We start from the raw sequence: 13523 nt of genomic DNA, 5'->3' as shown, positions 1-13523 counted from the left end.
GCGCTAAACTCCGGGTTCGGCCTTCTCGCGATCATTCAGGGCGTCCAGATGCGCCTTTTCGGCGGCGGCCTTCCGCGCGGATGCGCCGCGCGACAGCATGTTAAGCCCTTCGACAAGCGCGGAGAAGGCCATGGCGGCATAGATATAGCCCTTGGGCACATGGACGCCAAAGCCATCGGCGATCAGGACCGCGCCGATCATCAGCAGGAAGCCCAGGGCCAGCATGACCACGGTCGGGTTCTTGTCGATGAACTCGGCCAGGGGGTCGGCGGCCAGCAGCATGGTCAGGACGGCGATGACGACGGCGATCATCATGATGACGACGTGGTCGGTCATGCCGACGGCGGTCAGGATCGAGTCGATCGAGAAGACCAGGTCCAGCAGGATGATCTGGAAAATGGCCGAACCGACGTTGGAGATCACCACATCGGCCTTGTTCTTCTCCAGCATGTCGTGGGACGGGGTGACGTCCGTGGCGTGGTGGATTTCCTTGGTCGCCTTCCAGATCAGGAACAGGCCGCCGGCGATCAGGATCAGGTCACGCCAGCTGAAGGCGGTCTCGAAGCCCGGTTCGCCGTGACTGTTCACCGCGCCCTGCAGGCCCAGATCGAACACGGGCGCCGTCAGGCCGACGATCCAGCCGATGGTGGCGAGGAGGCCCAGCCGCATGATCAGGGCCAGGCCGATACCGATGCGCCGCGTGCGCTGGCGGTGCTCGGGCGGCAGCTTGTTCGACAGGATCGAGATGAAGATCAGATTGTCGATCCCCAGCACGACCTCCATCACCACAAGGGTGATCAGGGCCGCCCAGGCGGTCGGATCGGTGAACAGGGGCGTAAAGTCGAACATGAGATGTCCCGGTGGAAAGGCGTCAGCCCCGAGCGCTAGGGCCGCTGCAACTTGCGATCAAGAGGTCTGGCAGGCCTCGATGTCGCACCCCCCGGCCCTACGGGACGTCAAAGGCGACGTCCGCGACCAGCGGGAAATGGTCCGATATCACCTGCCCGGCGAAGGAATCGGTCAGGACGGCAAAACGTTCCACCGACAGGCCCGGGCCGACGAACAGATGGTCGATGGCGACGCCATCGTTGTCCCGGGCCACGTCAAAGTCATTGTAGGTGCCGGCCGGGCCGAAGACCACGGGACTGACCGCACGGGCGTCGCGCAGGCCGGAGGCGAGGATGCGGCGATAGGGAGCGGTGTCCGGGCCGGTATTGAAATCGCCCATCAGCACCACCGCCGCCTTGACGCCGCCGACGGACGCCGGCGCCAGATCGGCTGCCAGCTCGGCGCAGCGTTCGCGGGCCATGGCTCCCACATGGTCGAAATGCGCATTGCGCACGTCCAGAACCCCGCCGCCCGCCCGGTCGCGCAGCACGACGCGCGTGATCGTGCGGGGCAGGGCGGCGTCCCATCCCCGGGAGGGCCGGTCCGGCGTCGGCGAGCACCACAGGGTCTGGGTGCTGAGTCTCTCGAACCGGTCGCGACGCCAGAACAGGGTCGTCGTCTCGCCCGCCCGGTCGCCATCGTCCCGCCCGACGCCATAGTGGTCATAGGCCGGACCCTGTTCGGCCAGCCAGGAGACCATCGGGGCCAGGGCTTCCTGGACCCCGAGGATGTCGGGATCGAGGAAGGCGATCTGACGCGCCATATGCGGCCGGCGTTGCGACCAGTTCGGCCGGTCGTCCGGCGCGTCATAGCGGATATTGTAGCTCATCAGCCGGACGGGTCCGGCCGTCCTGGCGGCCGGGGGTCCGGATGCGGCCGCGGGCTCGCGGGCTTCGGTCGGGCCAGCGCAGGCGGCAGAGGCCAGCGCAGCGAACACGGCGGCGATCAGGAGTTGACGGGGCTTCATCGCGACTCTCGGCGGCGGGGATGGGAGATCATGTCACACGTCGGCATGACCGGCGTGAGACAAGGAAAGAGGCGTCCATTGGACAGGCTGCGGCCCTGTCGCCCTTCACGCAATGTTGCGAGGGGGAAAAGCCCATGCTATCAGGCGCCCGGCTTCCAGAGGGCGTTTCGAGCGAAACGGCCGCCTGCGTGCTTTCCTGAAGCAATTCAAGCCTTTGGCCGGTGCGACCTCGCTACCGGCTTTCGCTTTAGAGTATTGACCGAACGGACCCGGACCTTTGGCTGACGATTTCAGGACGACGGAAGTCGGCGATCGCTATGCGCGGGCGCTTTTTGATCTGGCGCTGGAGACGGCGACTCTTGACGCCGTGCGCGCCGATCTGAAGTCGCTGCGCGCCGCCTGGCTGGACAGCGCCGACCTGCGTCGCCTCGCCTCGTCGCCGGTGATTTCCGCCGCCGATCAGGGCAAGGGCCTCACGGCGGTCGCCACCAGGGCTGAATTCAATCCGACCACGATCCGTTTCCTCGGTCTGCTGGCCCAGAACGGCCGCGCCCGCGATCTGACGGCGGTCATCGCGGGATTTGAGGCCCTGTACGCCCGTCACGCCGGCATCGTCGCCGCCGAGGTCGTTTCTGCGGTTCCCCTGACGACCGCCCAGACCACCCATGTGCGCTCTGCCCTGATGCAGGCCCTGGGCAAGGCTCCGGAAATCACCACCCGGGTCGACCCCGCCCTGCTCGGCGGCCTGAAGGTCAAGGTCGGCTCGAAACTTTTCGACGCCTCGCTGAAGACCCGGCTCGACCAACTCAAGTTCGCCCTGAAGCGCGCGTAAAGCGCTCCGCACGTTTGCATATGCGGCCCGTCAGGGTCGCCCCAGAAGACGAAAACCAGAGAGCCCGCCATGGACATCCGCGCCGCTGAAATCTCGGCCATCCTCAAGTCGCAGATCGCCAACTTCGGCGTGGAAGCCGACGTTTCCGACGTCGGCCAGGTGCTGTCCGTCGGCGACGGCATCGCCCGCATCCACGGTCTGGACAATGTCCAGGCCGGCGAAATGGTCGAGTTCACCAAGGCCGGGGTCAAGGGCATGGCCCTGAACCTGGAGCGCGACAATGTCGGCGCCGTGATCTTCGGCGCGGACGCCCAGATCGCCGAGGGCGACGACGTGCGCCGCCTGGGCGAGATCGTGGACGTGCCGGTCGGCAAGGGCCTGCTGGGCCGCGTCGTCAACCCTCTGGGCGAGCCGATCGACGGCAAGGGCCCGATCCAGTTCACCGAGCGTCGCCGCGTCGACGTCAAGGCTCCCGGCATCATCCCCCGCAAGTCGGTGCACGAGCCGATGCAGACCGGCCTGAAGGCCATCGACACCCTGATCCCTGTCGGCCGCGGCCAGCGCGAACTGATCATCGGCGACCGTCAGGTCGGCAAGACCGCCGTCGCCATCGACACCATCCTGAACCAGAAGAACGTCAACAAGACCGACGACGAGAGCGCCAAGCTCTACTGCATCTACGTCGCCATCGGCCAGAAGCGCTCGACCGTCGCCCAGATCGTCAAGACCCTCGAGGAAGCCGGGGCGATGGAATACACCATCGTCGTGGCCGCCACGGCGTCCGAGCCGGCCCCGCTGCAGTTCCTGGCCCCCTTCTCGGGCACGGCCATGGGCGAGTATTTCCGCGACAACGGCATGCACGGCCTGATCGTCTATGACGACCTGTCCAAACAGGCTGTGGCCTATCGCCAGATGTCCCTGCTGCTGCGCCGTCCGCCGGGCCGCGAAGCCTATCCGGGCGACGTCTTCTACCTGCACAGCCGCCTGCTGGAGCGCTCGGCCAAGCTGAACGCCGACTATGGCTCGGGCTCGCTGACCGCCCTGCCCCTGATCGAGACCCAGGCCAACGACGTCTCGGCCTATATCCCCACGAACGTGATCTCGATCACCGACGGCCAGATCTTCCTGGAATCCGACCTGTTCTACCAGGGCATCCGCCCGGCCGTGAACGTCGGCATCTCGGTGTCGCGCGTGGGCTCCTCGGCCCAGACCAAGGCGATGAAGAAGGTCGCCGGCACCATCAAGGGCGAACTGGCCCAGTACCGGGAAATGGCCGCCTTCGCCAAGTTCGGCTCGGACCTGGACGCCTCGACCCAGAAACTGCTGGCCCGCGGCGAGCGTCTGACCGAGCTGCTGAAGCAGCCGCAATACTCGCCGCTGGCGATGGAAGAGCAGGTCGTCTCGGTCTATGCCGGCACGCGCGGCTATATCGACGGCATCGCCACGGCTGACGTGGGTCGTTTCGAGAAGGAGCTGCTGGCGCGGGTCCACTCGAACCACGCCTCGCTGCTGGAAGGCATCCGCACGAAGAAGGACCTGACCGCCGAGCTCGAGGCCGAGCTGAAGGAGGTCCTGGCCGCCTTCGTCAAGACCTTCGCCTGAGCCCGACCGGAAAGCTGAATAGGTAGAGCCGGATGGCCAGTCTCAAGGAAATGCGCAATCGGATCGGAAGCGTCAAGGCGACGCAGAAGATCACGAAAGCCATGCAGATGGTCGCTGCGGCCAAGCTGAAACGCGCCCAGGACCAGGCGGAGAACGCCCGGCCCTATGCGAAACGCATGGCCGCCGTCATCGCCAATCTGGCGGCCGGCGTCTCGGGCGCCGATGCGCCGAAACTGCTGGCGGGCACGGGCGGGGATCACAAACACCTCGTCATCGTGGCCACGGCGGACAAGGGTCTGGCCGGGGGCTTCTCGACCAATATCGTCCGCGCGGCCCGCGAGCGCATCAACAGCCTGGTTTCCAGCGGCAAGGATGTCCGCATCGTCGCCGTCGGCCGGAAATCGCGCGATCAGCTGACCCGGATGTTCGGCGACAGGGTGGTGCGCACCTTCGAGCTCAGCGAGCACAAGGTGCTGGGTCTGGCCGCCGCCCAGCCGGTCGCCCAGTTCATCGCCGACGCCTTCGAGAACGGCGAGGCCGACGTGGTCACCCTGTTCTACAGCCAGTTCAGGTCGGTCATCTCCCAGGTCCCGACCGCCAAACAGATGATCCCGGCCGTGGTCGAGGGGGACGCCGCCCCGATCGACCTGAACGGCGCGGTCTATGAATACGAGCCCTCGGAAGAGGAAATCCTCGAGACCCTGCTGCCGCGCAACCTGACCACCCAGGTGCTGGCGGCCCTCTATGAAAACCAGGCGGGCTTCTTCGGCTCGCAGATGGCGGCGATGGACAACGCCACGCGCAATGCGGGCGACCTCATCAACGCCCTGACGCTGCAGTACAACCGCAAGCGCCAGGCCCAGATCACCACCGAGCTGATCGAGATCATCGCCGGCGCCGAGGCGCTTTAAACCAAACCGTGCTATCCTGGCCCGGTCGAAAGGAACCTGCCGTGACCGACGATGTCGCTCACATCATGCTCGAACACCTGAAATACCTCCGCAAGGGGCAGGACGAGATGCGTCTCGACCTGATGGACATCAAGACGCGGCTGACGTCGGTCGAGATCCATGTGGGCGAGTTGCAGACCCAGTACGCCGGCCAGGGCGCCCGCCTCGACCGTGTCGAGGACCGCCTGACCCGCATCGAACGCCGCCTCGACCTCGTCGAAGCCTGATCCTTTTCTGACAAGACTATCCGCAAAGAAGCCGCATCGCATGACCGACACCGTCGCCGCCAAGAAACCCGCCGCCCGGAAGCCCGCCGCCGCCAAGGCCGCTCCGAAATCCCAGACCCCGGTCGCCGCGCGCGGCACGGGCAAGATCGCCCAGGTCATCGGCGCCGTCGTTGACGTGGAGTTCGAGGGCCAGCTGCCGGCGATCCTGAACGCCCTGCAGACCCAGAACATCGACCAGAAGACGGGCGAGCCCTTCACCCTGGTGCTGGAAGTCGCCCAGCACCTCGGCGAGAACATGGTCCGCACCATCTCGATGGACACGACCGAGGGCCTGACCCGCGGCCAGGCCGTGGTCGACACCGGCTCCTCGATCCAGGCCCCGGTCGGTCCGGGCACGCTGGGCCGCATCATGAACGTCGTCGGCCAGCCGATCGACGAGGCCGGCCCGATCCAGACCACGGAATACCGCCCGATCCACAAGGAAGCCCCCAGCTTCGAGGAACAGTCGACCTCGGCCGAGATCCTCGTCACGGGCATCAAGGTCATCGACCTGATGTGCCCCTATACCAAGGGCGGCAAGATCGGCCTGTTCGGCGGCGCCGGCGTGGGCAAGACCGTGACCATGCAGGAGCTGATCAACAACATCGCCAAGGCCTACGGCGGTTATTCGGTTCTGGCCGGCGTGGGTGAACGCACCCGCGAGGGCAACGACCTGTATCACGAGATGATCGAGTCCAACGTGAACGTGGACCCGGCCAAGAACAACGGCTCGACCGAGGGCTCCAAATGCGCCCTCGTCTACGGCCAGATGAACGAGCCTCCCGGCGCCCGCGCCCGCGTCGCCCTGACCGGCCTGTCGATCGCCGAGTACTTCCGCGACGAGGAAGGCAAGGACGTGCTGCTGTTCGTCGACAACATCTTCCGCTTCACCCAGGCGGGTTCGGAAGTGTCCGCCCTGCTGGGCCGCATCCCCTCGGCCGTGGGCTATCAGCCGACCCTGGCGACGGAGATGGGCAATCTGCAGGAGCGGATCACCTCGACCAAGAAGGGCTCGATCACCTCGGTCCAGGCCATCTACGTCCCCGCCGACGACCTGACCGACCCGGCGCCCGCCGCCTCCTTCGCCCACCTGGACGCGACCACGGTTCTGAACCGCGACATCGCCGCCCAGGCCATCTTCCCCGCCGTCGATCCCCTGGACTCGACCTCGCGGATCATGGACCCGCTGGTCATCGGCGAGGAACACTACCGTGTCGCCCGTTCGGTCCAGGAAGTCCTGCAGCAGTACAAGGGGCTGAAGGACATCATCGCCATCCTCGGCATGGATGAACTGTCGGAAGACGACAAGCTGATCGTCTCGCGCGCCCGCAAGATCCAGCGCTTCCTGTCCCAGCCCTTCTTCGTGGCCGAACAGTTCACCAACTCGCCCGGCAAGTTCGTCGAACTGGCCGACACGATCCGCTCGTTCAAGGGCATCGTCGCCGGCGAATACGACCATCTGCCCGAAGCCGCCTTCTACATGGTCGGCGCCGTCGAGGAAGCCGTCGAGAAGGCCGCCAAGATGGCGGCGGACGCCTGATCCATGGCCGGAAAGCTGAACTTCTCGCTGGTCGCGCCTGAACGCGAGGTCTTTCACGGCCTCGTCGATCAGGTCGATGCGCCGGGCGTCGAGGGCGACTTCGGCGTCCTGCCCCAGCACGCGCCCTTCATGACGGCCCTGCGCGAGGGCGTGGTCACCGTCCATGACGGTTCGGCCCGTCGTCGCTTCGAGGTCCACGGCGGTTTCGCCGACGTCACCCCCGAAGGCCTGACCATCCTGGCCGAACAGGCCGTGGAAGTCGCTGCGGCCTAAGAGACTCGCATGGCCGGGCCGGGCGTCGTTCTTGGTCTGGCCGCCGCCGCCGCGATCGTCGGCCCGGCGATCACTTGCCGCCGTCCTCGGCCCTGAAGGGTCGGAAACCGTCAGTTGCCGGCTCCTGTCCGGGTGCGCAGTGTGACGGCATGACCAGCCTTGTCCCGCTTGTCGCCGCGCTTGCCGTGACCGCCGCCGGCCAGAGGCCCTCCCTGCCGTCCTTGCGCGCCCTCACCGCGCCACCGGCGCACATGCCAGCCGTCGAGGCGGCAATGCGATACTGTCTGGCCCGCGCGGGCGACGGGACGCGTTCCGCTATCCCTCCTGGCTTTGCACGCAGCGAACACGACGCGGAGCGTTGGCTCCATCCCGTGAACCACGGGGCGGCGCCGCTCATCAACCTGCTTCACTCTTCCACAGGCTGCAGTCTGGTGATCAACCAGTGGCCCGGCGCGACCGAGCCGATCGCGGCCTGGCTCCGCGCGAGGGGCTTTCGCCCCGGCGTCGTGACGGGCGCCTTCGAGCGCCGCCTGTCGGGTGGACGCAAAGCCCATGTGGGCTATTTGCGCGGCGATCGCGGATCGATCCTGATGACCATTTCAGGTACGTCCGCGCCATGACGACGCAAGACCGGGCGGCTTGACCCGGCCGACCGGCGACCTAGATAAGGGCCGACGACGGGGCCACGTCCCCGCCCGCCCGCCGACCTCCGGCGGCGCGGCTCTCAAGACCGGGACGGCCCGGCCTTTTGAGAGAGGCGCCTGATGGCCTGGTTCACACTCATCACGGCCGGACTGCTGGAAGTGGTCTGGGCCTATTTTATGAAGGCGTCTGGGGGGTTCTCGAAACCCGTCGCGTCCGTCATCACCATCGTCGCCATGATCGCCAGCTTCGCCCTGCTGGCCTGGTCGATGAAGACCCTGCCGCTGGGAACTGCATATACAATCTGGACCGGAATCGGCGCCGTAGGGGCCTTTGTGATCGGGGCGGCCGTGCTGGGCGAGGCCCTGAGTCCGGGGCGGGTCGTGGCGGCGCTCCTGATCGTCTCGGGCCTGATTCTGATGAAGCTGACCAGCCCGGGGGCGTGAACCTGTAAGGGTCTCAGGCCGCCAGCCCGGCGAACGCCGCCACCACCTGTTCATAGGCCGCGCGTTTGAACGGCACGATCAGGTCGCAGGCCTCCGACAGATCGCCCCAGCGCCAGTCGTCGAACTCGACCTCCTCATGCTGGTTCAGGTCGATCTCGCGGTCGTCGCCGGTAAAGCGGAAGGCGAACCACATCTGCCGCTGACCATTCCAGGGCTTGCGGCCCTCGCGCCGGTGTTGCGCCATCAGGGCGGCGGGAAAGTCATACAGGATCTCGCCTTCGGTCCGACCGATCAACTCGGCCGAGACCACGCCGGTTTCTTCCTGCAGCTCGCGCCGGGCGGCGGCCTCCAGGTCCTCGCCCCTGTCGACGCCGCCCTGCGGAAACTGCCAGTTAAGCGGCCCCCCCGTCCCGGCGCGACGGCCGTACCAGACCTTGCCGTGGCGATTGAACAGCACGACGCCGACGTTGGGGCGGTAGAGGGAGAGGTCGGTGGTCATCGGGAGTGACTAGTGGCCAGTGGTTGGTGAGTGTTGCGTCACACGCAGCGATACACGGTCGCGACCGGTCGTTGGACCTGCAACCACTAATCACCAGCCACTATTCACTGTTCTATCGGCGCGTCATCGACGACGCCGGGGCCAGTTGCAGGCCGCGGGCCTCCAGACCGGCGGTCCAGCGGGCGGCGGCCTCGACCGTGACGGGATAGCTGAAGCCGGTTCCCAGCGCCGCGCCGCGAGACTTCGCCGAGGCCTCCAGCGCATTCAGCCGGGCGACGACGGCGGCCGGGGTCTGGACCTCGTCGATGACGGCGTCGGCGCTGGCGCGCGACCAGGCCCCGGTGCGGCGCCGGGCCATGCCGTCGTCCAGGAAGGCCAGTCCCCGCTGACGCAGCACGCCGAGGAAGGCGTTCATGCCGGCGTCCGAGGTCACGAACCGGTCGCCCAGATAGTTGGTGACGCCGAAATATCCGACGGCGCGACCCAGCAGCCAGTTCATCTTCACCGCCACATCATCAGGGGTGGCCGAGGACAGCAGGGTCTGGGGTCCCGGATCATTGTCGGGATAGCCCGAGGGCTCCATCGGGATCTCGATCATCACCTCATGGCCCTGGGCCCGGGCCAGGTCGATCCAGCCCTGAAGGCCCTCGGCATAGGGGACGAAGGACAGGGTCACGTCGGCCGGCAGACGCTCGATGGCGGCGCGGGTAGTGACGGCGTTCAGGCCCAGGCCGCCGACGATCAGGGCCACACGGGGTTTGCCATTGGGCTGGAACGGGCGGGCATAGGTCTGGGCCGGGGCGCGGCCGTCGGGCGCGATCCTGGGCAGGGGACCGTTGGGGCCCGGCTGGCTGAGGCCGGCGATCGGGGCGGCGGGCAGGGGGCTGGCCGCCAGACGCGGTGCGGTCAGGCCGCCGCCGGAGCCGGCCACCGTCGTGCCGTCCGGCAGGGTGATCAGGGCCTCTCCGCCCGACGCTCCGCCGAGGGCGAAGGGATCGGACGACGGATCGACGCCCAGATCCTGATAGGGGCCGAAGGCGCCCATGCTGAAGGCGTCCAGACCGCTGGGGCCCGGCTCGGCGACGGGGGCGGGCCGGTTGAGCTCGGCGCGCGCCGACGGCACCCCTGCCGTCGGATCGCCCAGCACCGTCAGGAACAGGGCCACGGCGCCCAGCAGCAACAGGCCGGCGGCGCCCACGGCGACGGGCGGACGCTTCAGGACGGCGAGGATCGGGGCGAAACCCGGCCGTCCACGGGCGGGCGGGGCGGCTCCGGCGGTGGCGGCGAGAACGGACTGGCGCTTGGCGAACATGTGCGGGACGGACGCTCGGGAACGGAGGGACCGCAGACGGTCCCCTTCAGGCGTCACTGTGCCGGGCCGGGGTTAAGAAAGCCTAACGCGCCGTTAGCCATGTTCGCCGGCGAGGGCGTCTGACAGACGGCGACCGCCGGCCTGCAGCGCGTCGTCTCCGGGGACGGACGGCGTCAGCGACGTTGCGGCTGCGCCTCCGGTTCCGGACGGGCCTCGGGGACGGGCGCGGCGTCGTCGTTGGCGTGCGGCTTCGCCTCCGGATCGGTGACGATGATCCCGGCGGGCGCGGCGGAGAGACGGGTCAGGTCGCCGCCGGCGCGGAGCACGTCCAGGGCCCGTTCCAGCTGATAGTCCTTCTCCTTGTCGAAGTCCGGACCCGGCGCTTCGCGCGGCGTGTGGGCGCCCTTGCGTTCGGCCCCGATGGAGGCGTCCAGGGCCGTGGCGTAGGCGGCCTCGGAATAGATGAAGCTGGATCGCGACACGATCTTCGCCTCGGCCTCGGTGCGCGCCACCTCCAGATCCGGCTCGATGCCGATCTTCTGGATCGAGGCGCCGGAGGGGGTGTAGTAGCGCGCCGTGGTGATCGACAGGGCGCCGTCGCGGCCCTGATTCAGCGGGATCACCGTCTGCACCGAGCCCTTGCCGAAACTGGTCAGCCCGACGAGGGTCGCCCGTTCCTGATCCTTCAGGGCGCCGGCGACGATCTCGGAGGCCGAGGCCGAGCCGTAGTTGATCAGCACCACCACCGGCAGGCCGCCGGTCAGGTCGCCGGGCTTGGCGGCGTAGCGTTCGATCTGTTCCGGCTTCCTGCCGCGCTGGCTGACGATCTCGCCGCGTTCGAGGAAGGCGTCCGAAACGTCGATCGCCGCCGTCAACAGTCCGCCGCCGTTGTTGCGCAGGTCCAGCACAAAACCCTTCAGCCCCGGCTTCTCCGCCCTCAGCCGGGCGATGACCTCGCCCAGTTCGCGACCGGTGTTCTCGTTGAAGGTCGAGACGCGGATATAGCCGAACTCGCCCTCCAGCCGGCCGGTGACCGATTCGATCTTGATGACCTCGCGCGTCAGGACGACCTCGCGCGGCTCCTCACCGTCCCGCAGGAAGGTCACGGTGACGGTGGTGCCCATGGCCCCCCGCAGCTTCTCGGAAGCGCCCGTCACCGTCAGGCCGGCGGCGTTCTGGCCGTTGATGGCCGAAATGACGTCGCCCGCCTGGACCCCTGCCCGGGCGGCCGGACCGCCGTCCATGGGGGAGATGACCTTCACCAGCCCGCCCTCGGCCGTGATGGTCAGGCCGACGCCGGAATAGGCGCCGGTGGTGCGTTCCTGAAGCTCGGAGAAGCCGTCCGGCGCCAGATAGTTGGAATGGGGGTCCAGGGCCGTCATCATGCCGGCCAGGGCCGCCTCGATCAGCTTCTTGTTGTCGACGGGCACCACATAGGCCTGTTCGACCACGCCCAGCACGTCGCCGAACAGCTGCAGCATCCGGAAGGTTTCGTTGCGCGGGGTCTGGGGCGCCATGGCCGACAGGCCGACGCCGCCGGCGAGGAGGGCCAGGGCGGCGCCGCCGGCGAGAAACAGTCTACGCATTCAATCTCTTTCGCGGGTCGCCCGTTCTTTCGGCCGCCCGGCATGGGGGAAGATGTCGCGCGCGTGCGGCCGAAATCCGGCGCGGCGCCCGATCCGGATAAAATCAGCGTCCGCCGGGAATGCAAAGGCTTTTCGGCCCCATACGCTCTCGCGGCCCCCAGGTCATGACCGGTCAGTCCAGCCACGGCCGCGGATCGATCGGGCGGTCGGCGCGACGCAGCTCGAAATAGACCTCGCCGTCCTCGCCGGACCGGCCCAGGGCCTGACCGTCGGCGACCCGCGCCCCGGCCGTCACCGACACGGTATCCAGCCCGGTCAGCACCGCCCGCCAGCCCGGCCCGAGATCCAGGATCACCACCTGGCCCCAGCCGCTGAGCGGCCCGGCATAGTCGACCACGGCGTCGGCCGGCGCAGAGACCGCCTGGGCCGAGCCGCGCCAGATCAGGCCATTGGCGGACTTCACCGGAGAGCCGGCCGTCGGCGGCGACAGGCGCGACCGCCCGCCCGGCAGCCGGGTGGCCACGGCCGTCGCATCCCCGATCTCGCCCAGGGGCGCGGGCTGTCCGCCCAGGGCCCGGATCCGGGCTTCCAGCACCCGGGCCGCCCGTTCGCTGCGCTCGGCGTCGGCGCGCAGCACGGCGGTCAGGGCGGACTTCCTGCGGCTCAGTTGCTCGATCTCCGAGCGTCGATCGGTCTGGGCGCTGTCGGTGGTCAGCAGCCGCTCCGACGACAGCACCGCCAGACGACGGATCCGCGCGATCTCCTGTTGCTGGGCCACGACGGTCTGCGCCCGACGCTCCAGCTCCGGGGCCATGGCCCGCATCAGGATGGCGGCCCGCACCGTGTCCACGGCGCGGTCGGCCGGGATCAGCAGCGGCGGCGGCGGCTGGCGGCTCATCATCTGCAGGGCGGACAGCAGTCGTCCCTGTCCCGCCCGGGCCCGGGACAGGACCGCGACCAGTTCCGCCTCGCGCCGGCCCAGCAGGTCCAGCCGCGCCCTCTGGGCCGCGATCTGGGCGTCGTCCGTGCTCTGGTCGCGTTGCAGGCCGGCGAGCTGGCGGTTGAGCGCGGCCAGTTCGCCGGCCGCCTCCACCGCATCGGCGCGCAGCCGCCGCGCCCGCACCTGTTCGTCGCGATATTCGGCCTGAAGCCCCGGCAGTTCGCCATCGGGCGCAGGCGTGCGCTGGCCGACGGCCGGGGTGGCCGCCAGCGCTGCAACGCCGCACAGGATCAGGAATCGCTTCATTCAGTCGCGATGATAGGGCGATCCGGCCAGGATGGTCACGGCCCGATACAGCTGTTCGGCCAGCATGGCCCGCGCCAGGGCGTGCGGCCAGGTCTGGGGCCCGAAGGCCAGGGTCGAGGCGGCGGCGTCCAGCACCCTCCGGTCCAGCCCGTCGGCCCCGCCGATGACGAAGACAAGCTTCCGCTCGCCCCGGTCCCGCAGTCCCGCGATATGGTCGGCGAAGGCGCGGCTGCCATAGGTCTTTCCCCGTTCATCGCAGGCGATCAGATGCGCGCCTTCTGCGGCGGCCAGCAGAAGCTCGGCCTCGGGCGCCTTGCCGGTCTTTCTGGGTTCGAGATCGACGAGCTCCAGCGGGCCGAGGCCCAGCGCCCGCCCGGCCAGGGTGGCGCGCGAGGCGTAGTCGGCCGCCAGCACGGCCTCCGGTCCGCGCCCGGCCTTGCCGATCGCGACGACGGCCAGTTTCATATTCCTGCC

The 13523-nt window shown here is 68.4% G+C and carries 15 protein-coding genes; 8 read left to right on the top strand and 7 right to left on the bottom strand.

The window, feature by feature from the left end; genetic code table 11:
• Nucleotides 1-3 precede the first annotated feature (3 nt).
• Together ACW17W_RS00185 and ACW17W_RS00180 are read right to left on the bottom strand one after the other, a co-directional pair.
• Nucleotides 4-849, bottom strand: coding sequence for a TerC family protein (locus ACW17W_RS00185; RefSeq protein ID WP_492078201.1), 846 nt, complete (start codon nt 847-849; stop codon nt 4-6).
• A 97-nt stretch (nt 850-946) separates the two neighbouring features.
• Nucleotides 947-1855, bottom strand: coding sequence for an endonuclease/exonuclease/phosphatase family protein (locus tag ACW17W_RS00180; RefSeq protein ID WP_492078199.1), 909 nt, complete (start codon nt 1853-1855; stop codon nt 947-949).
• Nucleotides 1856-2132: 277 nt separating this feature from the next.
• On the opposite strand from ACW17W_RS00180, the gene ACW17W_RS00175 reads away from it, so the two are divergent.
• From ACW17W_RS00175 to ACW17W_RS00140, 8 genes are all read left to right on the top strand, one after another.
• Nucleotides 2133-2687: a F0F1 ATP synthase subunit delta gene (locus ACW17W_RS00175; RefSeq protein WP_492078197.1), complete on the top strand. Its 555-nt coding sequence runs from the start codon at nt 2133-2135 to the stop codon at nt 2685-2687.
• A 69-nt stretch (nt 2688-2756) separates the two neighbouring features.
• The gene (atpA, locus tag ACW17W_RS00170) at nt 2757-4289 is read left to right on the top strand and encodes a F0F1 ATP synthase subunit alpha (protein ID WP_492078195.1); all 1533 of its coding nucleotides are present in this window, start codon (nt 2757-2759) and stop codon (nt 4287-4289) included.
• Between the two features lie 32 nt (nt 4290-4321).
• Complete coding sequence (locus ACW17W_RS00165; RefSeq protein WP_492078193.1) at nt 4322-5200, top strand: F0F1 ATP synthase subunit gamma; 879 nt, start codon at nt 4322-4324, stop codon at nt 5198-5200.
• A 41-nt stretch (nt 5201-5241) separates the two neighbouring features.
• Nucleotides 5242-5466, top strand: a complete 225-nt coding sequence (locus ACW17W_RS00160) for a hypothetical protein (protein WP_492078191.1) — start codon at nt 5242-5244, stop codon at nt 5464-5466.
• 40 nt (nt 5467-5506) lie between these two features.
• The gene (gene atpD / locus ACW17W_RS00155; RefSeq protein ID WP_492078190.1) at nt 5507-7045 is read left to right on the top strand and encodes a F0F1 ATP synthase subunit beta; all 1539 of its coding nucleotides are present in this window, start codon (nt 5507-5509) and stop codon (nt 7043-7045) included.
• 3 nt (nt 7046-7048) lie between these two features.
• A complete protein-coding gene (locus tag ACW17W_RS00150) occupies nt 7049-7318 on the top strand; it encodes an ATP synthase F1 subunit epsilon (protein ID WP_492078188.1) in 270 nt (89 codons plus the stop codon).
• Between the two features lie 149 nt (nt 7319-7467).
• Nucleotides 7468-7938 carry a hypothetical protein gene (locus ACW17W_RS00145; protein ID WP_492078186.1) on the top strand — a complete coding sequence of 157 codons (471 nt, stop codon included), beginning with the start codon at nt 7468-7470 and terminating at the stop codon, nt 7936-7938.
• Nucleotides 7939-8082: 144 nt separating this feature from the next.
• A complete protein-coding gene (locus tag ACW17W_RS00140) occupies nt 8083-8406 on the top strand; it encodes a DMT family transporter (protein WP_492078184.1) in 324 nt (107 codons plus the stop codon).
• Between the two features lie 13 nt (nt 8407-8419).
• On the opposite strand, the gene ACW17W_RS00135 is transcribed toward ACW17W_RS00140, so the two are convergent.
• From ACW17W_RS00135 to rlmH, 5 genes are all read right to left on the bottom strand, one after another.
• Entirely contained in the window at nt 8420-8905 is a 486-nt protein-coding gene (locus tag ACW17W_RS00135) for an RNA pyrophosphohydrolase (RefSeq protein ID WP_492078182.1), read from the bottom strand.
• A gap of 112 nt (nt 8906-9017) precedes the next feature.
• The gene (locus ACW17W_RS00130) at nt 9018-10217 is read right to left on the bottom strand and encodes a divergent polysaccharide deacetylase family protein (protein WP_492078180.1); all 1200 of its coding nucleotides are present in this window, start codon (nt 10215-10217) and stop codon (nt 9018-9020) included.
• 173 nt (nt 10218-10390) lie between these two features.
• Nucleotides 10391-11803, bottom strand: a complete 1413-nt coding sequence (locus tag ACW17W_RS00125; protein ID WP_492078178.1) for a S41 family peptidase — start codon at nt 11801-11803, stop codon at nt 10391-10393.
• 172 nt (nt 11804-11975) lie between these two features.
• Nucleotides 11976-13049 (bottom strand): murein hydrolase activator EnvC family protein, encoded by a 1074-nt coding sequence (locus tag ACW17W_RS00120; protein WP_492078176.1) that lies wholly within the window; start codon nt 13047-13049, stop codon nt 11976-11978.
• Entirely contained in the window at nt 13050-13514 is a 465-nt protein-coding gene (gene rlmH, locus ACW17W_RS00115) for a 23S rRNA (pseudouridine(1915)-N(3))-methyltransferase RlmH (RefSeq protein ID WP_492078174.1), read from the bottom strand.
• Between the last annotated feature and the right edge of the window lie 9 nt (nt 13515-13523).

The sequence above is a fragment of the Brevundimonas sp. FV1ye29L genome (genome assembly GCF_058681095.1).
This window is presented reverse-complemented; position numbering and strand designations above follow the sequence as displayed.